We start from the raw sequence: 20,717 nt of genomic DNA, 5'->3' as shown, positions 1-20,717 counted from the left end.
TCAAATTTGTATTGTAGTGGGTGTTCAATGGAACCTATGGTGGTTATGGCTGCGCGTGCGGCTCAAACAGTTGGTCAAGAGCTTTTAAAAGCGCATCAAAATCGTCATAAACTCGATTTGCAAGTTGAAGAGAAAGGCATTGATGGCCCAGTAACACGTGTAGATCGTTATTTGGAACAATTGACGATTGATACATTACGTAAAAGTTATAAAAACCATAGCTTCTTAGGTGAAGAGTTCGGTTTGCAAGAAGGGAAAGGCCACGATGCAGACTGGTGCTGGGTAATCGACCCGCTTGATGGCACGCAAAACTTTATTAATGGATTCCCTCATTTCTGTATTTCTATTGCAGTTCAGCATAAAGGCGTTACTCAGCACGGCGTAATCTACGACCCAGTACGTGACGAATTATTCTCTGCAAGTCGCGGTCGCGGTGCGGTTATGAACCAACGCCGTATTCGTGTAAATGTAAAAGATACTTTAGAAAATACATTCTTGGCAGTAGGCCATCCTTACCGTGCTAAACGTGCTGGTGAGATCGTGTCTTATGCAGAACAACACTTTGCTTCATTATTAGCTGTTACTCAAGCAGGCGCACAAATTCGTCGTGGTGGTTCAGCTGCTCTAGATTTAGCATATGTTGCTGCTGGCCGTTTTGATGGTTTCTTTGAGCTTGGTTTAAAACCATGGGATATCGCTGCTGGTGAGCTTATTATTAAAGAAGCGGGCGGTGTAGTGGTTGATGCACGTGGTGGTAATGAGTCTCTTGAAAATGGTCAAGTGCTTGCATGTTCACTTAAAATGCTAAAACCTTTAATGCAAACTGTAGTTCCAGCTTGGGCTCAAGCTGCAAAATAATTTAATTATTTGTAAATAAAACCCTCTTTTATCAGAGGGTTTTATTTTTTAAGTGATTGGTAAATTTTAGTTAGTTCAATAAATATAAAGAAAGTTGATTAAAACACATGACTTTTAATTTCTTTCTGCTATAATCCGCCCACGCACTTAAATTTCCGTTCATTACCTGAACATTCTGTTCTATTCATTGTAAGCGCACGCTGTCCATAGAGAGGACCATTTCTTGCGCCCCGATCGCTCAGCGATTCTTCAGGTTCGGCCGTAATCAAGCGTGCGTTTAGTCCACATCGTCGTTACTCGGATTGCTGCTGAAAAAACGTTTCAGCTAACTTTGCTTTGCCGCTTTGTGCCGATGTCTATTTTGTATTTATTAAAAATGGAGCACCCACTAGGGTGAAACTCTCTATGAGCAAAACTTTTGCCGAATTTTCTTTGCATGAAACCTTACAACAAGCGCTTGAAGGTTTAGGTTTTACTACCCCGACTCCTGTGCAAGAACAATCTATTCCTGCAGCTTTAGAAGGTAAAGACCTTCTAGTATCTAGCCAGACTGGTTCTGGTAAAACTGCGGCATTTTTATTACCGACATTACATAATTTAGCTGGTCAAGAAACTTTTGTTCCGTTCAAAGAACGTATGAAAGCTGTGACCCAACCTAACATTTTAGTTTTATGCCCAACACGTGAATTGGCTCAACAAGTTAGCCAAGATGCGATTGCTTTCGTACGTCACATGAAAGGTGTTCGTATTGCTGCAATCATGGGTGGTATGCCTTTTGGTAAGCAAATCCAACAACTTAAAGGCGCACAAGTTATTGTTGCGACTCCAGGTCGTTTATTAGATTTAGTAAACCGTCGTCAATTAAAGTTAGATAAAGTTGAAGCTTTAATCGTTGACGAAGCTGACCGTATGTTAGACCTTGGCTTCTCTGAAGATTTAGAAGCGATTAGCGATTTAGCTGGTAACCGTCGTCAAACATTAATGTTCTCTGCAACTTTCGCTGACCGTATTATTCGTCTTGCTGAGCGCATGATGAATGAACCTGAGCGTATTGCAATTGAAACAGGTCACAGTACAAACACTGACATTACCCAAACTTTACACTGGACAGATGGTTTCGAACACAAGAAGAAACTTCTGACTCACTGGTTGGCTGATGAAACTCTTGATCAAGCGGTTGTATTCGCGAGCACTCAAGAAGATACAGATATGTTGGCTGAAGAACTTGCAGAAGCAGGTCACTCTGTAGTTGCACTTCACGGTGCAATGCCACAAACAGTTCGTAACCGTCGTTTACGTAGTATTCGTGAAGGTCGTGCAAAAATCTTGGTAGCGACAGACGTTGCTGCACGTGGTCTTGACGTACCGACAATTTCACACGTAATTAACTTCGGTTTACCAATGAAACACGAAGACTATGTACACCGTATTGGTCGTACAGGCCGTGCTGGTCGTACAGGTCAAGCAATTACTTTAGCGACTTATCGTGAACGCGGTAAAATCCGTGCGCTTGAAGACTATTTAGATGCACGTTTAAGTGTTTCTGAAATTGAAGGCTTAGAGCCATCTCCACCTCCTGCTCGTTCAGGTCGTGATGGCGGTGGTCGTGGTCGTGGCGGCAACGGTGGTCGTGATGGTCGTCGTGGTGGCGGTTTTGGCGGTGGTCGTCGTTTTGAAGGCGAAAGCAACTTCAAACGCCGTGAAGGTGGTCGTGATGACCGTCCACGTCGTAGCTTTGATGACAAACCACGTGGTGAACGCCCATTCGGTGGGGAAGATCGTCCACGTCGCGAGTTCAATTCAGATCGCCCACGCCGTGAAGGTGGTTTTGAAGATCGTCCACGTCGTGAGTTCAACTCAGATCGTCCGCGTCGCGAAGGTGGTTTCAACGATAAACCGCGTTTTGACTCAAATGATGACAACCGTGGTAACCGTGTAGATTACAAACCACGTCGTGAAAATGGTTTTGGTGACCGTCCAAAACGTACTTTCGGTGGTGAAGATCGTCCACGTCGTAGCTTTGATGACAAACCACGTGGTGAACGTCCATCATTTGGTGGCGAAGATCGTCCACGTCGTGAGTTCAACTCAGATCGTCCACGTCGCGAAGGTGGTTTTAACGATAAACCGCGTCGTAGCTTTGATGATAAACCACGTGGTGAGCGTCCAGCGTTTGGTGGCGAAGATCGTCCAAAACGTAGCTTCGGTGGTGAAGATCGTCCACGTCGTAGTTTTGATGATAAACCGCGTCGTAAATTCGACCGTTAATCAAAAGTTCGTTTAAAGAAAGGCCAGTAGAAATACTGGCCTTTTTTATTTTCCAGTTTTGTTATAAAATAACAAAGTGTGAATTGGTTCAATTTTTTATTAAATAATGAGTAAAAGTAAACGAAAAGAAACAATAATGGCACAGTTGAAGAACTTATTAGTTCAGCACGGCTTGCCTTATCTTTTTATTGCACTTGTTTTGTGTAATGGGGTTTATTTTGCCTATGCTTTTATAACTGGAAGTTCTATTGAGCAGTTTCAAATTTCTGAATTAACCTCTTTTTACGAACATACCTCGTCTATTTCTACCAACTAACTTAGCTTTGCTTTTGTCAAAATAACAACAAGTTTGCCAATTTTCAGTGTTATAGTATGCGTGCATAAAAGTGCAGGAACGATTGCCATTATGAATAATAAAACTCCTCTCTCGACTCAACCACTTATTGAAGTGAAAAATTTGAGTTTTAATCGAGGGGAACGCGTCATTTATGACAATATTAGTTTAAATATACGTCGTGGCCAGATTACGGCCATTATGGGACCTTCTGGTACAGGTAAAACAACATTATTACGTCTGATCGGTGGACAGTTAGTTCCTGATCAGGGCGAAGTTTTGCTCGACGGTAAAGATATTGCAAAAATGTCCCGTCAGGAACTTTTTTCAGCCCGTGCACGTATGGGAATGTTATTTCAGAGCGGTGCTTTATTTACGGATATGTCGGTCTATGAAAATGTGGCATTTCCGATTCGAGCACATACCAAGCTTCCTGAAAATCTAATTGCTGAACTGGTTGCATTAAAACTGGAATCAGTTGGTTTGCGTGGTTCTGAACAATTAATGCCTACAGAACTCTCAGGTGGTATGAACCGTCGTGTTGCCTTAGCACGTGCGATCGCACTTGACCCTGATTTAATCATGTACGATGAACCGTTTGCAGGGCAAGACCCTATTGTAAAAGGCGTGTTGACACGTTTAATTCGTTCATTGCGAGAAGCTTTAGATTTAACCACAATTATTGTTTCACATGATGTTCCCGAAACCCTTTCTATTGCTGACTACATTTACGTGGTAGCAGAAGGAAAGATTCAGGGGGAAGGAACACCAGAAGAATTACAGGCATATGCTTCTCCATTTGTGCGCCAATTCTTAACAGGTTCGGCAGAAGGACCAGTTGAATACCAATTTAGTCATCAAGCCTATTTAGATAACGAGGTTCGTCCATGAATACGATTGCCTGGTTAGGTAGACTCGTTATTGAGCGGATTCGAGGGATTGGTGTTGCGGCACTAATGCTCTTACAAATTGTTTTTTCTTTTCCTTCATCTGGTGGGTTTGGACGATTTATATACCAAATGCATCGGGTAGGGGTGATGTCTTTGTTAATTATTACTGTATCGGGCCTATTTATTGGTTTGGTACTGGGTTTACAAGGATATTCAATTTTAGTGAACGTCGGCAGTGAATCAATGCTAGGCACCATGGTGTCTTTAACATTGCTGCGTGAATTGGCACCTGTGGTTGCTGCGTTATTATTTGCTGGTCGAGCAGGTTCTGCATTAACAGCAGAAATTGGTTCAATGAAGCAAAGTGAACAACTTGCCAGCATGGAAATGATCGGGGTTGACCCATTAAAACAAATCGTATCACCACGTCTTTGGGCGGGAGTGGTCAGTTTACCGATGCTAACTGTCATTTTTGCTGCGATTGGTATTGTGGGCGGTAAAATGGTAGGTGTCGATTTTCTTGGCGTCGATGAAGGCTCATTCTGGAGCGGTATGCAAAACAACGTGCAATTTGGGCATGATGTCGTAAATGGCATTATCAAAAGTATTGTGTTTGCTTTGTTATGTACATGGATTGCGGTATATCAAGGATATGCGTGTGATCCGACTCCAGAAGGAATCGCAACTGCAATGACGAGAACAGTTGTATATTCTTCATTATGTGTTTTAGGTTTTGATTTCGTGTTGACTGCGGTCATGTTCGGAGGGATTTAATGAAATCACGTAGTAGTGAGCTGGCCGTAGGTATCTTTGTTATTATCTTCGGTATTGCCTTGTTCTTTTTAGCCATGAAAGTTAGTGGCCTTGTTGGTACCAACTTAAATGATAGTTATACCATGAAGGCTCAGTTTGATAACGTTAATGGTTTAAAGCCTCGTGCTAAAGTAACGATGAGCGGTGTCACAATTGGTCGTGTTGATTCAATTACCCTTGATCCAGTTACGCGTTTGGCTACGGTAACCTTTGGTTTAGATGGAAAATTGACAAGTTTTAATGCTGAGCAGCTAAAAGAAGTTCAAAAAAATGCTTTAGATGAACTACGTTATAGTTCTGACTATACGCAGGCTTCTCCAGAGCAACAAAAAGCAATGGAACAGCAACTGATCAGTAACATGTCCTCCATCACCAGTATTGATGAAGATGCTTATATAATGGTTGCAACCAATGGTTTGTTGGGTGAGAAATATTTGAAAGTCGTTCCAGGTGGTGGTTTAAACTATCTTAAACGTGGCGATACAATTTCAAATACCCAAGGAACCATGGATTTAGAAGATTTAATTAGTAAATTTATTACTGGTGGTGGCGCAGGTAAAGTTGCCGCTGGTTCATCCTCAGCAGAAGAAAAAGCTCCTGCAAGTACCGACAGCAGTGCACAGCCGTCATTTGTTGAGTAAGAGTTTATTTGAAGGAGTGGTTCCAGGTGAATACGTTGTTTAAACAAACCCTGACAGCAAGTCTTTTGTCTACTATGATTGCAGGTACAGCTTTTGCTGCACCTTCAGAAGCACCACCTGATTTTATCAAGCGTGTTGCTGATGGCTTGATCGCTCGTTTAAAAGCAGATCATGCTAAGTTGCAGAACAATCCTGCTTTAGTAAAATCAATTGTACGTCAGAACTTAGACCCATATGTTGATTCACAAGCGTTCACTCGTATTGTGATGGGTACTTATGCGACGAATCAGTATAGTACAGCTGCACAGCGTGCTCAGTTTGAAACAAACTTCCGTAATACATTAATTGAAAATTACGGTAGCGCATTTGCTAAATATACAAATCAAAGCTATACCATGCGTCCTTACAAGGCAACTGCGGGTAAAAACCCTGTAGTGACATTGGACTTTAATCACAATGGTGAAAAAATTCCTGTTTCTTTCCAGTTGGCTGACAAAGGTACTCAATGGAAAATCCGTAATATCAATGTTTCTGGTATTGATCTAGGATTACAGTTCCGTAATCAGTTTGCTGCAACAGTGAAACGCAATGGCGGTGATTTAAATAAAGCAATTGCTACGTTCCAACCTGATGCAGACGCAGCTGTTAATCAAAACAAAAAGAAATAAGTAGGTGACGTGTGGTTCAGTATCTCAACCAACAATTGGTTGTTTCGGGAAAAATTGATTTTGAAAATGCGGAACAACAGTATCAAGCAGGTTTGGCCATCATAAAGAAGCAGCAAAGCTTCCCACTTGTGGTGGATTTAACTGAGCTTGAGCATGGTAGTACTTTGGCATTGGCTGTTTTAGTTCAATGGTTACGAGAGACTCCAAAAAATACTGGTTTGCATTTTAAAAATGTCCCTGAAAAAATGCTGAAGATCATTCAAGCCTGTCATTTGCAGGATGATCTGCAAATGATCTGATGTTTTTGATGTAAAAAAGCACCTATATTTAGGTGCTTTTTTATGCTCGAAATTAGTATTTTATTACAAAGCTTAGATCCATTTTTTCCAGCGGAAATAAATGATCGGCCCAATAAAGAAACCCATAATAATCAGCAAAACAACGAAGAAACTGGTCGTACCATGTGCAAAAGGTAATACGTCTGTGTTCATACCGTAAATACTGGCAATAAGCATCGGAGGAGCTAACATACTTGGTAAGATCGAGAATCGACGAATCGTGTCATTCTGTTCTGTGTTAATGAATCCAGACGTCGTATCAAGTAAGAATCGTACTTTTTGGAATAAGAACGCATCATGTTCTACCAGTGAGCGCACATCTTCACTGAGCTCTCGAATGTCTGCATCATAAATATGACTGCCTAATGCACGTGGACGCGATAAGAAAGTAAGTACACGTCTTAAATCAATGAGACAAAGCTGCGCTTTCCCTAGCATGTCTTCTTGTTGAGCTAGGCGTGTAATCATGTCATCGAGATCTAGAATTTTTTCACGTTGGTGGTTATTAAGAACCTCGGTGGAGTATTTTTCTAAATCTTTGTGGATATCTTCTAAGATATCCGCAAGCTCATCGAGTTTTGCTTCAAGAAGGCCTAATAAAATCCACGTTGGATCTTTATAGTCCATGTCATAGTCATTTCGGCGAGCACGGGCACGAAAGGCACGAAACGCAACTAGTTTTTCTCCACGCATCGTAAAGAGGCGGTCTTTATGTAAAATGAAAGCTACGGTTTGCACCATGGCAAGCATATGTGATGACTCTTCAGCGTCGCCATCCACCTGATAATTTTTATTTTTCGTTAAAAAATAAGTACTGATGTGCAAAATACCGTCATCATCACGGTAAAATCGTGCAGAAGATGAAATGTCTTCAAGCGACTTTAGTGTTGGTAAATTTTGGTCATAGGCATCTAATACCCATTGTTGCTCTTCTTGCGAGGGTGCAATAAGATCAAGCCAGACTAATTCGGGATGTAGATCAAATCCACCATTGATGGTGGCATCTTCCAGACTTCCGCGTTCTGTGGCATAAAAGGCTTCAAGCATGTGTCTTTTTTCCTCACGCAGTCTGATGGAAATGGATGGGTGTATTTTAGACAAGGATTTGCCGAAAAACACTTGCCAATACGCTATTTTGCAAAAAAAACTCTATCGATAGTTTAGTTTGTCAGCATGACAGTTCAATAAAACGGTTTTTTACACTATGAAATCAATTTGTATTTTCTGTGGTTCATCTCTTGGTTCAAATCCAATTTTCCAACAAATTGCTCAAGCTACAGGCGAGGCTATTGCAAGACAAGGGAAGACCTTGGTTTATGGTGGTGGTCGCTCAGGCCTAATGGGTGTGGTGGCCGATAGCGCCTTACAAGCAGGTGGACAAGTCATTGGCGTGATCCCTCGTGCTTTAGTTGATCGTGAGTTAGCTCATCCGGGCCTAACCAGATTATATGTGGTTGAAAATATGCATGAGCGTAAAACCAAGATGGCGGATCTTTCAGATGGCTTTATTGCTTTGCCGGGTGGCGCTGGTACATTGGAAGAAATCTTTGAACAATGGACGTGGGCGCAATTAGGGATTCATCAAAAGCCATGTGCTTTCTTAAATGTAGCGGGCTTTTATGAAGATTTACTTAAAATGATTCAAGGAACGGTGGATAATGGATTCAGCCAAGCACGGTTCGTTGATAAATTGATCGCATCAGACGAAATTGAAGATATCCTTCAGCAATTTGAGCAATATCAGGCTCCTGCTCCAAAATGGACAAACGCAGACGTCCAACCATAAACGAGGTTAAATAGGTGAAAACAATTACGGTCGCTGCCGCAGTGATCTTAAATGAGCAAAATCAGTTGTTGCTTGTAAGAAAGCGTAATACACACGCTTTTATGCAAGTGGGTGGCAAGCTGGAACCTAATGAGGCACCAGAGATCACCATGCAGCGAGAAATTTTAGAAGAAGTCGGAAGCTCTTGTGTGATTGAGCAATTTATTGGTCATTTCGAAACAGCAGCTGCGAATGAGCCAGATCATATTCTGGTGAGTCATTTATATCTAGTTCAGCTCGACCAAGCACCTAAAATTGCAGCCGAAATTGCAGAAATGAAGTGGATAGATTTAAATGATTCGGAAACTCAACTTGCACCATTGACCCGAGAAATTGTCATTCCTTGGTGTGAAGAGTATTTATTATCTACAGGGCAATAGCTTAACTCTTCGGCGTCGCTGCTAGGCACGCCGTATGAATGGATGTGCAGCCTAATTGTTTAAGTGCCTGACTGAGCGCATGAACAGAGCTTCCTGTGGTTATCACGTCATCAATAATGAGAACGCGGCGATAACGTCGTTTCTCTTGATGATGGGGTAAAAATTGTTGTTCTATATTTTCAAAGCGTTCTAGCCGAGTAAGCCCTTTTTGAGAGTGCTCATTTAAGCGTTGAATTGGTTGCCAAATAGGTATTTTTAAGTGTTTGCTTAATATATTGGCAAGTAGCAAAGACTGGTTGAAACCACGCTCGATTAAACGTTGATTGGAAATGGGCATAGGTACGATCGCTTGTACCTTGGGAAATTTTAATTGTTTTAAAATTTCACCTAATAATATTTGATAATGTAACTTTTGTTCATATTTAAACTGCTGAATAATCCGGTTAACTGGATAAGCATAATTACAGGCTACAAGGACAGATTGATTATTACGTTGAATCGTTTGTTTAAGCCAAGGTAGCTGTTCCCAACAGTCTTTACAGAGCGAGTATTTTTCTCGCATGCCTAACTCGCACAATGAGCAAGGTGAAAATAACTGAATAAGAGGTTGGAAGTTTAAAAAATTAAACATAGGCGTAGCGAGGCGCCTCAGGAAGCCAACGTTTTAATAGAGCATCTGCCTGTTCTGGATAATCTTTTAAAACTTGCTGTGCCACATAGTGGGCTTGACTCAGTAGGTGATCATCTCGCTCTAAACGAGCCACTCTAAATCCCATGTCCCCAGTTTGTTTAGTCCCTAGTAATTCACCTGGTCCACGTAGTTCCAGATCTTTTTCTGCAATCACAAAGCCATCATTACTTTCTCTTAAAATAGAAAGTCTCTCTTGTCCATTTTGAGAGAGAGGCGTTTTATATAAAAGTACGCAAAAACTAGCTTGAGCACCTCGACCTACGCGACCACGCAATTGGTGTAACTGAGAAAGGCCCAAGCGCTCGGCATTTTCAATCACCATAATGGAAGAGTTAGGAACGTCTACTCCAACTTCAATCACTGTCGTTGCGATAAGAAGTTGTAATTCATTATTTTTAAATGCTTGCATGACGGCTTGCTTTTCATCAGCTTTCATTTTGCCGTGTACCAAACCAATATTGAGTTCAGGAAAGCGTTCTTTCATCTCTTGGTAAGTTGCTTCTGCTGCTTGAGCATCTAAAGTCTCAGACTGCTCAACCAATGTGCATACCCAGTAGGCCTGTTTCCCATCTCTGCAATTTGAAGCAATACGTTGAAGCACTTCCTCTCGACGATCAAGAGGAATCGTAACTGTTTGAATTGGGGTACGGCCTGGAGGTAACTCATCAATTATAGATGTGTCTAAATCACCATAAGCACTCATTGCTAGAGTTCTTGGAATAGGGGTAGCCGTCATTACGAGTTGATGTGGAGTGAACTGCTCAGCACCTTTATTTCGTAAAGCTAAACGTTGATCTACACCAAAACGATGTTGTTCATCAATAATCACTAGCCCTAATTTAGCGAAGCCAACATTGTCTTGGAATAAGGCATGGGTACCCACAATAAGTTCCGCGTGGCCTTCTTTAATCTGTTGTTCTGCTTGGGCACGGGCTTTACCTTTTTGCTTGCCAGATAACCATGCCACGGTAATACCTAATGGTTCAAACCAACGTTTAAAGTTTAAATAATGTTGTTCTGCAAGAATTTCAGTCGGAGCCATTAATGCAACTTGCCAATCTGCTTCTAAAGCATGGCAAGCGGCTACAGCTGCAACTAGGGTCTTTCCAGCCCCTACGTCGCCTTGTACTAGACGTAGCATAGGTTGGTGTTGTTTTAAGTCATTTAAAATTTCTTTAGATACACGTTTTTGTGCATTGGTCATTTGAAATGGTAAAGCTTCTAATAGTTTTTTAGCTAATACTTTACTGCTTGAAAATGCAGGTGACGCAATTTGTCGAATATAAGCACGGCGATTAAGTAAACTAATTTGGTGCGCAACCAACTCTTCAAAAATAAGCCGTTGCTGTGCAGGGTGCGAGCCTTGAGCCAATTGCAGCATGTTGGCATCAACTGGAGGCTCATGAATGTAATACAAAGCCTCTTTAAGCGCATAGCCATTGGTATATTGCTTTGGGAGTAGCTCTGGTAAGGCGTCGCTATGATGCTTTAAAGCTTGTTTAACGTATTCGCGTAATTTGGGTTGAGTTAACCCATCCGTACTTGGATAAATTGCTGTCAGCTGAGTTTTTGGAAGGGGAGTATGTTCATGAATGAGCTGAATTTCAGGATGATACATCTCAAGGCCGCGAGCACCCACGCGAACTTCACCAAAAATACGTAAGCGATGGCCGGGTTTTATTTTATCAGTCAGGTTTTTATAAATATGATAAAAGCGTAAGGTGACTTTACCGAATTCATCTTGCACCAAGGCTGCCATAGATTTTCTTTTCCCCGGAGGGAAATCAATTGATTTGACTTCGCCTTCGAGTAAATAGCTACGTCCAACTACAAGTTGATTCATCGGAATAATCGTACTGCGGTCTTCATAATCACGTGGCAGATGAAACAGTAAATCATCTGTGGTAAAAATATTTAGTTTTTCGAGCAGGGCTGCTGAAGCCGATCCAACGCCTTGTAACTGATGGACTGAAGTCATGTCCCCTCAACGAGTTTTCTATGCATATATTATTTATCGGTTATGGTAAAACATCTCAGCGTGTTGCTAAACAACTATTTGAGAAAGAACATCAAATTACCACAATCAGCCGTAGTGTAAAAACGGATAGTTACGCAACACATCTTGTTCAGGATATTTTTACGCTCGATTTAAGTAAAATTGAACCTGTAGATGTCGTATATATTTTACTTTCTCCAAATGAGAGTACGGTTGAGGGCTATCAGCAAACTTATGTTGATAGTATTGAACCGATTCGAGAAGCATTAAAAATACATCCAGTGAAAAAAATAATCGTTGTCTCCTCTACGCGGGTATATGGTGAAAATGCAGGGGAGATCATTGATGATTTTAGTGAAATTCATCCAAATGATGCACAAGGCTATATATTGCGTAATATGGAGTTACTCTGGCAAAAATATTATCCAACTCAATCTGTAATTGTTCGTCCTACAGGTATTTATGGAACTTCCATTGCCCGCTTAAAGAAAATGGCTGAAAATAATCAAAGTTATCCAAATATACATTATAGCAATCGAATACATATTGATGATTTAGCGAGATTTTTGGCTTTTATGGCTGATTATGAAAGTCATCAAGCAAGCTATATTGTGACGAATAATCAACCATTGCCTTTGCATGAAATTATTGTGTGGTTTCAAAAACAATTGGGATTGCCAGAATTAACTTTAGAATCAAACCAAATTTCAGGTAAAAGAATTTATGCAAGACATTTATCTACAACAGGTTTTCAGTTAGAACATCCGATTTGCTTTAATGACTATTTATTATGTTTAAATGTTCATAGCACTAAATGAAATTTTGATTAAACTTTAAATAAGAACATAAATACCTGATGAGGCAGTCAAATTGCCGATAAAGATAAAAAGGTTGAAAGTGAAAAAAATTTGTTTAGCTCTTATCTTGAGCATAACAGCTGTTGCGAGTTGGGCTGAGGATCAGGTGTGGTGTGCCTATGATCCTATCGGGTCCCAAGGGGATATTACTCGCCGTTTAAATGACATTCGGCTATATGCCCAGCAATATCAAGTCAAATTTAAAGTAGTTACCTATCAAAAAGAACAGCAGGCTATACAAGCTTTTGATGATGGGAAATGTTCGGGTTTAGCTGCATCCAATTTCAATACTTATCGTTATAACCAGTTTATGGGAAGTACCGCGGGTATAGGGCTTATTCCTAATAACCGTACGGCCAAAAGCTTTTTGCAGCTTTTAAATCATCCTACAATCGAGAAAAGGTTAGTTTCTAAGAATTATGAAGCTATAGGAATGATTCCAATTGGAACTGCTTACATGGTTCTAAAAAATAAGAACCTCTCTAGAGTCGCTCAATTAAGAAATCAGCGTATTGGGGTGCTACCCAACAATCCACCACAACAAGCACTGGTGCGAAGTGTAGGTGCTCAGCCAGTTTATGTCGATTTATCTAACGCGATTGCGCAGTTTAAGCAAAATAAAATCGATATTATTGCTGCCCCAGTGTATGGATTATTGCCGTATAACTTACAAAAAGAATTTGGACTAGATACTCAAGTCATTAATTTTCCTTTGGCATATTTCGGTGTTAATTTAATTATTAAGCCGCAAGCTTATCCCGCTAATTTTGGCCGGAAAATTCGAGGATGGTTCGTTCAAAATAGCCAATTGCTGACGAATCGTGCGACACAATGGGAAAATCATTTACCTGCTTATTATTGGGTAGATGTCTCTTTTTATGAGAAGCAAAGTTATGACGTAATGGTTGCCAAAATACGTAATCAGTATGTTCTTTCAGGTTATTACGATGCTTATTTTGTTCAGCTTATGAAGCGCTTACGTTGTATGGACGATCCACGTTATTTTGAATGTCCAATTCGCTAATAAAATAAAAGGCAACCGAAGTTGCCTTTTATTTTGACTGAAGACTTTAAGCTTTTTTGCGTTTTAAACGGCGTTTAGCTTGTTGAGATGCCATTGCTTCAAGAGCATCTTTCAATTCTTCGTCGGTAAAGGTGGTGATGTGCTGTAACATTTGTAAGGTTACTTCATCAAGTACCAACTGTGCACCAGCAGCCATTTGACGGAAGTTATCATCAAACTCAATTTGGCCTTGGTCATTGGTACGAATATAATTTTGCTGTGTAAGCACTTTTAAGAAACTTTGGAATAAAGCTTTGTCGAAGAACTCTGGCGAATTAAATTCATATAGAACTGATAAACGTTGTCCTAATAAATGACTTAACTCTTCAACTTGTTTAGCAGAAATATTACCAGAACCACGTTGAGTAATGAGTGCAAGCGTCATGTAGTAACGCTCAAGACTTTGCTTAACTGGCGTTGCTAAAACAACAAGCTGATTATGCTCTTCTGTATTTGGCGCAGAGCTAATCAAGTTACCTTCATCGTCTTGTTGAATAAGGTTAGATTGAACTAGAGCATCTGCATATTGCTCAACTTGTGCCTTAAGCTCGCTACTCTTCCATTTAAGGAATAACTCAGCTTTCAAGAATGGATAGAGCGTATAGATGACATTAGTTAAATCTGAACGACTGATTTTTCCATTATGCTCAACAAGTGATGCTACTAGAGAAGGTAAAACAAAGGCGTGCAAGATGTTATTACGGAAGTAAGTCAAAAGAACAGCTTGATTATCTTCAATCGCAATAATATCGCCAAGCGCATGCTGAACGCGTTTAATGAGTTTAAGCTTTAAACCATACGCAATAATTTCTTTACCAGAAAGTGGCGTTACTTCCATACGTTGGTCATATGGGAAGTTCGATGCCAAGTTACGATAAGCTTCTAGCTGCTTAATACAAATTTCTTCATCAAGCGTATGCTTTGGAGTTGCAAGCAAAATAATAGAAAGTAAAGAAACAGGGTTTATCACCACAGCTCGGTTAATATTTTCTAAAATTGCATGTGCAGAGCTATTTACTGCATCTGAAACAGCTTGAGGAATTGGGTCGTCATTTTTCTCGATATAAACGTTTTCTGCATTATGTTGCTTAAGCAGATCATCAAGGAAAACGGGTTCACCAAAGTTCACGTGGACTTTACCAAAGATACGTTCAATTTTTCGTAAGGTTTTCACAATACCAAAAATAGATTCGGCTTCTTTTGGCTTACCTTGCATTTCGCCTACGTAAGTTGAGCCTTCCATAAGTCGTTCATAACCAATATAAGTTGGTAAGAAAACGATCGGTTTGGCACGGCCACGTAAATGGCTGTGAACTGTCATGGCAAGCATACCGGTTTTAGGCGGTAATAAACGTCCAGTACGTGAACGTCCACCTTCAATAAAGTATTCAAGAGGCGTGTTGCGTGACAAAATACTATATAGATATTCTTTAAATACAGTAGTGTAGAGTCCATTTCCACGGAAAGAGCGGCGAATGAAGAATGCACCGCCACCACGTAGAAGCTGTCCAACAAAAGGTAAGTTTAAGTTATCGCCCGCAGCAATATATGGAACCATTAAGCCACGTTTATAGATGACATATGACAATAGTAAATAGTCAATGTGACTGCGGTGGCACGGTGTATAGACAACTTCATAGTCTTTCGCTAGTTCACGAACGGTACTAAAGTTATGTACTTCTACGCCGTCATAAAGCTGGGTCCATAGGCGTGTTAAGGCAAGATCGGCAAAGCGCACTGCTGAGTGTGAATAATCCGATACGATTTCATTCACATAGCCAATCGCACGGCGTTCAGCTTCAAGCATGCTCACTTTTCCGCGAATACTTTCACGGCGGATTGCTTCTTGCACATCACGAGATTTAACAACCGATTGCATGACATTGCGGCGATCCGACAAATCGGGGCCTAACACGACTTCACGCTGACGGTCTAAATAATCATTTAACGTACTTACAATATAAGTTGCTGGTGAAAGATTTGGATAATGCTGCTGTGCATATTCAACCAATTCACGTAGCGATTGTGGTTCATGAAATTCTAAATAAGACTGACGGCCATGCAAACCAATATTAACCAGCTGCTTAACTGTGCTTGGTGTTGCCCATGTGTCTGAAAATAATAATTTAAACCAAGAATCTTCTTTATCTGGCGAACGGCCCCATAAAACTGTAACCGGAACAAGCTCTATATCAAGTTCAGGGTTTTCTTGTAAAACTTCAATCAGTTTTATTAAACGCGGTGGAAAAGCATGAGGAGGCGGATTCAGTAAATTATTTTCATCATTGTGCTGTAAAAATAAAACTGATGCTTTTTCCTGATGAGTGCCAACAACTAATGGATCTAACGCAGGTTTTAAATTTAAACGACGCGTTTCTCCATCAACCACCAGAGCATTGCTTCGAGAGTGGTTTTGTAAGACGTAACAAACCACTTTTTGGCGGTCAGTTTTTGCTTCTGTTTCTGTTGTTTCTGATACTGGTTCAGTAGGAACTTCCCCAAGAACATGTGGTGTTACCACGAGGTCAAGTAGTTTACTCGAAAGCCGACGATACATTTGACCAAACCCACTCTTGGACATAAGAACTCCTACTTCTTAAAGACAAATCCCAGCACCAAATGCAGAGGGTAATTATTTTGCGGCATTTATTAAAAAAAACAATATGCTACTTTCTTATAAATTATAATGCTTTTGGCATATTTTATCGTTAAAAATCGTATTTTTAGCTGTTATATGAGCAATGTTCGTCAGAAGTTGACTGATTGTTCCATGTTCAAATAGTTTTTTATGGCACAATAGATTCTACACATCTGTACTTTAATACGATTTTTTACCTGAAATATGAAGGTATCTCTCATGAATGCGTTAACCCAAGAACTAGTCGATCTTCTCACTTTAGAAAAGTTAGAAGAAAATATTTACCGTGGCATAAGCCGTAATCTTGTCGGTAAACGTGTCTTTGGTGGACAGGTTTTGGGTCAGGCTTTACGTGCGGCATCTTATACAACCGATCGTCCAGCGCATTCTTTGCATGCATATTTTTTGTATGGCGGTGATATTAATGCTCCAATTATCTATGAAGTAGACCGTTTACGTGATGGAAAGAGTTTCGTAAGTCGTCAGGTTCGTGCAATTCAGCATGGACGAGTTATATTCTCGGCGATGGTTTCTTTTGCTAACCCCGAAGAAGGCTTGAACTATCAACATCAAGAACCAGAGTATCCTGCACCAGAGACTCTTAAATCTGAAAATGAACTCAAAGAAGGTATTTTAAATTTCGTACCTGAAAATGTTCGTGCTAGTTTCATGCGTGAGCGCCATGTGGAAATTCGCCCAATTGATCCGGTAAATCCGTTTCAACCGCAACCTGAAGCTCCTTATAATGCGCACTATATCCGCACACATGACCGTATTCCAAAACAATTAGATGATATTGCCCTCCATCAAGCGATTGTTGCGTTTTATTCAGACTTTACCTTAATGACAACTGCTTTGAGACCGCATGGGCTCAGCTATATTTCTCCAAGTTTACAGTGTGCGAGTATTGATCATGCCATCTATTTTCACCGCCCGCTGCGTGCTGATGAATGGATGCTTTACGATATGGAAGCAACCGTTAGCGCAGCCTCTCGCGGCTTGAACTTTGGCCGTATGTGGCAAAATGGCCAACTTGTATGCAGTACCGTGCAAGAGGGTTTAATTCGTTTGCGGGAAATTGAAACACAATAAGCTTATTTATAAAGCCATCTGATTAGATGGCTTTTTTATTTTTAATTGAAACGATGTGACAAAAAATTGCTCGTATGAAAAGCAAGCTCATGTCATATTTGCAAAAGGATTGCCAACTGAAAAAAATAATGCTGATATGAACTTAAACACACAAATTCTTATTGCGGCCATTTTAGGCTTAGCCTTTGGTTTTATATTAACGTTGTATCCTGATACTGCGTTTGTAAAACATAGTTTATATGGGTTAGGAATATTAAGTAGTGTCTTTATTGGGCTGCTTAAAATGTTGTTGGTGCCTTTGATTTTTAGCTCGATTGTTGTGGGTGTCTCTAATTTGCAGGCGGGAGGACAGTTAGGTCCAGTCTGGAAAATTACCTTTTTATGCTGTTTGACTACAACAACATTGGCTTTAATTTTAGGTATAAGTTGTGCTCATCTATTTGAAGTAGGACGTGGTATAGATATCTCTATTTTCCAAACGTCTATGCAAAACTATCAGGCGCCAGATAGTTTAAATCCTGCAAGTTTTTTCACTAATTTTATTCAAAATACATTAATTAACCCATTTAAAGCATTCAGCGATGGTAACGTTTTAGCTGTTGTGGTGTTTGCACTATTTGTTGGTGTTGCTTTAGTCCATGGCGGTGAGCGTTTTAAAAGTATTCGCTTATTAAGTCATCAATTTTTTGAAATGATGATGATGCTAGTCGGCTGGGTAATGAAGCTAGCACCTTTGGGTATTTTTGCCTTATTAGCAAAGTTAATGGCAACGGAAGATATTTCGGTACTCAGTCGTTTGGCTGAGTTTGCTGTTGTAGTGACAGGGACTACCATTTTTCATGGTGCTGTTGTTTTACCGTTGCTACTTTGGATTTTTGGCCGCATGAGTCCTTGGACTTTTTTCAAAGGAACACGTACAGCGCTAATTACAGCATTTGCAACCAGCTCTAGTTCTGCCACAATGCCCCTTAGTATGAAATGCGCACAGGAAAACTTAGGTGTTCGTCCGCAAACAGCTGGTTTTGTAATTCCTTTAGGTACACAGCTTAATATGGATGGCACTGCACTATATGAAGCAGCCGCTGCATTATTTGTCGCAAATTTGGTGGGGCTAGACTTAAACCTGACACAACAAATTATTGTGTGTTTAACAGCAATGATTGCATCACTAGGGGCCCCTGGAATTCCGAGTGCTGGTATGGTCACCATGATTATGGTTTTACAATCGGTAGGTTTACCAGCTGAAGCAATCGCCATTTTACTTCCGATTGACCGCCTATTGGATACGGTAAGAACAGTGGTAAATGTGCAGGGTGATATGATGATTAGTGTGGTTGTAGATCGTTATACGAAAGATAAAGATATCAGTGTCTAATCTCCTAAATAAAAAAGCAGGATTTAAAATCCTGCTTTTTTATTTTTAAGCGGCTTGAAGTTCTGCTCTTTTTGCTGCTGGAGATTGCGATAAATAGCTAACCGCATCTTCAGTGCTGCCTTCTTTAACTGGATCATACCAAGGCATGAGGTAATCAATTTGTTGGGCAATCAGCCAGATTGGGTTTGGTAAAACCTGATTATCTTTTCTGCTAATTTTATACCACTCTACAGCAACCCATACTGGGAAAAATCTAGATTTAGCAGCATCAGCAAAACGTGGATCTTGTTTCATAATATGTGCAGCGCCATCTACCCATAATCCAAGCACCAGTACAATCACTGCAAGGCTTAAATAGTAGCGTGGAATATATCCACCACCCAAATGGCGATATAAATCAAAAGCAACGGTACGGTGTTCAATTTCTTCTGAACCATGCCATTTAACCAGATCAACCATTTCAGGGTCAGCGCCTAATTCTTCCCAACGCTCGTTATAGAGTGCATATTTCCCTAATACACAAGTCATATGCTCAACAGTTGCAATAACGCCTAAACGGAAAAGGTCCCATTGCCCTTGTAGAAATTGAGGGACTTCTTTGTCGAATGGTTTATCTGCTAAGGCAGTGGTAAATAGATAATTCATAATGTCCAGATTTCGCTGGATATCAATATTACGTGCGCTTAAATATTCTTTATTGGCAGAAGTATGCGCATTGGCATGCATAGCTTCTTGGCGGATAAATGCTTGCACATCCTGTTTAAGTTTTTCATCTTTAATTTGTGGTAAAACTTTATTGTACAAACGGCAAAACCAGAATTCTCCGGCAGGCAAGATGTTATTAATTTCATTAATAAAATAACTTGCGAAAGGCTGATTTGGAATCCAGTCAACAGGGGTATCTTTCCAGTCAAATTTTACTTTACGTGGAAGAATTTTATAGTCAATAGAAGAACCTAAAGCCTTGTTCTTCAAAAAAGATAACAATTTCATCATTTAGTCCTGATTTTTAACTCGATGAAGTTATAACGAGTATAAAAAAAGCCCCTACATTTGTGTTTAGCAATAGGGGCCAATTTGAAAATAAATTTAATAAAGAAATTGTATCTGTTTTGACGATTTACTCTTCAGTATCCTCATCTGATGCTTCAGGGATCGCGTCAACGTCAAATTCCGGCTCTTGATCAAGCGTAAAATGTAGGCGTCCAGCCATAACACTTGCTAGCTCTTCTAAACCTAATTTATTAAGTGATGAGAAAAGTTGAATCGAGAAATCAAGCTTCATTTTTTTCAGTTGTTGCTTAACTTCTAATAGTACTTTGTTTGCAGGGCCACGATTAAGTTTGTCTGCTTTCGTTAAGAGAATATGAACAAAGAGATGACGTGAATAAGCCCACTCTAGCATCATCATGTCGAAATGCTGTAGAGGATGGCGAATATCCATCAGTAATACTAAGCCTTGTAAGCTTTTACGATGGATTAAATAGTTCTCTAATTCTTTTTGCCATACTCGTTTCATATCTTCAGGTACGGCTGCATAACCATAGCCAGGAAGATCGACTAAACGTTGATCTGGGTTGCCTAGACTAAAGAAGTTAATCATCTGAGTACGGCCAGGTTTTTTAGAGGCGCGCGCTAACTGTTTTTTATTGGTTAATGCATTGATAGCACTAGACTTACCGGCATTTGAGCGTCCTGCAAAAGCGATCTCGTAGCCACTATCTTCAACACAAAGTGCCAATTTAGGTGCACTCATTAGAAACTCAGCTTGGCGTAACCAGTTGAGTGATTGCACAGCATATGCTGTGATCGCTGGATCTGGTTTCTTTTCATAGCTGATCTTTTGCTTGGGTGCGAGTCTGGCTTTGGTGTCTTTCGATTTTTCACTACGACGCATAAAAAATAACTTTTTAAATGAGAGGGCTCGCGCCTAGTATAAAGGAGCTTGGGTATTCTTGCTAATTTTCAATAAGTCGACTTATCAAAATCA

General features: G+C 40.3%; 20 protein-coding genes. 14 read left to right on the top strand and 6 right to left on the bottom strand.

Annotation, left to right across the window (positions count from 1 at the left end):
- The first annotated feature begins 27 nt into the window (after window positions 1-27).
- From J580_RS15515 to J580_RS15485, 8 genes are all read left to right on the top strand, one after another.
- On the top strand, window positions 28-858 hold the full coding sequence (locus tag J580_RS15515; RefSeq protein ID WP_032004816.1) for an inositol monophosphatase family protein: 831 nt from the start codon (window positions 28-30) through the stop codon (window positions 856-858).
- A gap of 405 nt (window positions 859-1,263) precedes the next feature.
- Window positions 1,264-3,126, top strand: a complete 1,863-nt coding sequence (locus J580_RS15510; protein ID WP_002116866.1) for a DEAD/DEAH box helicase — start codon at window positions 1,264-1,266, stop codon at window positions 3,124-3,126.
- Window positions 3,127-3,232: 106 nt separating this feature from the next.
- A complete protein-coding gene (locus J580_RS15505; RefSeq protein WP_005067237.1) occupies window positions 3,233-3,442 on the top strand; it encodes a hypothetical protein in 210 nt (69 codons plus the stop codon).
- A gap of 90 nt (window positions 3,443-3,532) precedes the next feature.
- Window positions 3,533-4,351, top strand: a complete 819-nt coding sequence (locus J580_RS15500; protein WP_002116999.1) for an ABC transporter ATP-binding protein — start codon at window positions 3,533-3,535, stop codon at window positions 4,349-4,351.
- On the top strand, window positions 4,348-5,124 hold the full coding sequence (mlaE, locus tag J580_RS0104325; protein WP_002117010.1) for a lipid asymmetry maintenance ABC transporter permease subunit MlaE: 777 nt from the start codon (window positions 4,348-4,350) through the stop codon (window positions 5,122-5,124). The genes J580_RS15500 and mlaE overlap by 4 nt, the downstream gene beginning before the upstream one ends.
- Window positions 5,124-5,804: an outer membrane lipid asymmetry maintenance protein MlaD gene (locus J580_RS15495; protein ID WP_005067241.1), complete on the top strand. Its 681-nt coding sequence runs from the start codon at window positions 5,124-5,126 to the stop codon at window positions 5,802-5,804. The genes mlaE and J580_RS15495 overlap by 1 nt, the downstream gene beginning before the upstream one ends.
- Window positions 5,805-5,830: 26 nt before the next feature.
- Window positions 5,831-6,472: an MlaC/ttg2D family ABC transporter substrate-binding protein gene (locus J580_RS15490; RefSeq protein WP_002116826.1), complete on the top strand. Its 642-nt coding sequence runs from the start codon at window positions 5,831-5,833 to the stop codon at window positions 6,470-6,472.
- A gap of 11 nt (window positions 6,473-6,483) precedes the next feature.
- Entirely contained in the window at window positions 6,484-6,771 is a 288-nt protein-coding gene (locus J580_RS15485; RefSeq protein ID WP_005078357.1) for an STAS domain-containing protein, read from the top strand.
- 72 nt (window positions 6,772-6,843) lie between these two features.
- Here the strand turns inward: J580_RS15485 and J580_RS15480 are convergent, their stop codons facing one another.
- Window positions 6,844-7,857, bottom strand: a complete 1,014-nt coding sequence (locus J580_RS15480; protein WP_002116978.1) for a magnesium and cobalt transport protein CorA — start codon at window positions 7,855-7,857, stop codon at window positions 6,844-6,846.
- Between the two features lie 157 nt (window positions 7,858-8,014).
- Here J580_RS15480 and J580_RS15475 point away from each other — a divergent pair, with 157 nt between their 5' ends.
- Together J580_RS15475 and J580_RS15470 are read left to right on the top strand one after the other, a co-directional pair.
- Window positions 8,015-8,596 (top strand): TIGR00730 family Rossman fold protein, encoded by a 582-nt coding sequence (locus tag J580_RS15475; protein WP_032004815.1) that lies wholly within the window; start codon window positions 8,015-8,017, stop codon window positions 8,594-8,596.
- Between the two features lie 14 nt (window positions 8,597-8,610).
- Window positions 8,611-9,015 (top strand): NUDIX hydrolase, encoded by a 405-nt coding sequence (locus tag J580_RS15470; RefSeq protein ID WP_032004814.1) that lies wholly within the window; start codon window positions 8,611-8,613, stop codon window positions 9,013-9,015.
- Between the two features lies 1 nt (window position 9,016).
- Here the strand turns inward: J580_RS15470 and J580_RS15465 are convergent, their stop codons facing one another.
- Both J580_RS15465 and recG read right to left on the bottom strand, forming a co-directional pair.
- Entirely contained in the window at window positions 9,017-9,646 is a 630-nt protein-coding gene (locus J580_RS15465; protein ID WP_032004813.1) for a ComF family protein, read from the bottom strand.
- Window positions 9,639-11,684, bottom strand: coding sequence for an ATP-dependent DNA helicase RecG (recG, locus tag J580_RS15460; RefSeq protein ID WP_005078352.1), 2,046 nt, complete (start codon window positions 11,682-11,684; stop codon window positions 9,639-9,641). Before recG ends, J580_RS15465 begins: the two co-directional genes overlap by 8 nt.
- A 20-nt stretch (window positions 11,685-11,704) precedes the next feature.
- On the opposite strand from recG, the gene J580_RS15455 reads away from it, so the two are divergent.
- Together J580_RS15455 and J580_RS15450 are read left to right on the top strand one after the other, a co-directional pair.
- Entirely contained in the window at window positions 11,705-12,520 is an 816-nt protein-coding gene (locus J580_RS15455) for an NAD-dependent epimerase/dehydratase family protein (RefSeq protein ID WP_032004811.1), read from the top strand.
- Window positions 12,521-12,599: 79 nt separating this feature from the next.
- Window positions 12,600-13,583 (top strand): putative solute-binding protein, encoded by a 984-nt coding sequence (locus J580_RS15450; protein WP_032004810.1) that lies wholly within the window; start codon window positions 12,600-12,602, stop codon window positions 13,581-13,583.
- A 46-nt stretch (window positions 13,584-13,629) separates the two neighbouring features.
- Here J580_RS15450 and plsB read toward each other — a convergent pair whose 3' ends face one another.
- The gene (gene plsB, locus J580_RS15445; protein ID WP_032004809.1) at window positions 13,630-16,203 is read right to left on the bottom strand and encodes a glycerol-3-phosphate 1-O-acyltransferase PlsB; all 2,574 of its coding nucleotides are present in this window, start codon (window positions 16,201-16,203) and stop codon (window positions 13,630-13,632) included.
- Between the two features lie 276 nt (window positions 16,204-16,479).
- Here plsB and J580_RS15440 point away from each other — a divergent pair, with 276 nt between their 5' ends.
- On the top strand, window positions 16,480-17,352 hold the full coding sequence (locus J580_RS15440) for an acyl-CoA thioesterase (protein WP_002116924.1): 873 nt from the start codon (window positions 16,480-16,482) through the stop codon (window positions 17,350-17,352).
- A gap of 109 nt (window positions 17,353-17,461) precedes the next feature.
- The gene (locus tag J580_RS15435; RefSeq protein ID WP_032004808.1) at window positions 17,462-18,727 is read left to right on the top strand and encodes a dicarboxylate/amino acid:cation symporter; all 1,266 of its coding nucleotides are present in this window, start codon (window positions 17,462-17,464) and stop codon (window positions 18,725-18,727) included.
- A 45-nt stretch (window positions 18,728-18,772) separates the two neighbouring features.
- Here the strand turns inward: J580_RS15435 and J580_RS15430 are convergent, their stop codons facing one another.
- Together J580_RS15430 and yihA are read right to left on the bottom strand one after the other, a co-directional pair.
- Window positions 18,773-19,723: a metal-dependent hydrolase gene (locus J580_RS15430; protein WP_075384066.1), complete on the bottom strand. Its 951-nt coding sequence runs from the start codon at window positions 19,721-19,723 to the stop codon at window positions 18,773-18,775.
- 124 nt (window positions 19,724-19,847) lie between these two features.
- Window positions 19,848-20,624, bottom strand: a complete 777-nt coding sequence (gene yihA, locus J580_RS15425; protein WP_002116788.1) for a ribosome biogenesis GTP-binding protein YihA/YsxC — start codon at window positions 20,622-20,624, stop codon at window positions 19,848-19,850.
- Window positions 20,625-20,717: the final 93 nt, after the last annotated feature.

The sequence above is a fragment of the Acinetobacter sp. 1542444 genome, assembly GCF_000581835.1.
Taxonomy (GTDB): domain Bacteria; phylum Pseudomonadota; class Gammaproteobacteria; order Pseudomonadales; family Moraxellaceae; genus Acinetobacter; species Acinetobacter pittii.
This window is presented reverse-complemented; position numbering and strand designations above follow the sequence as displayed.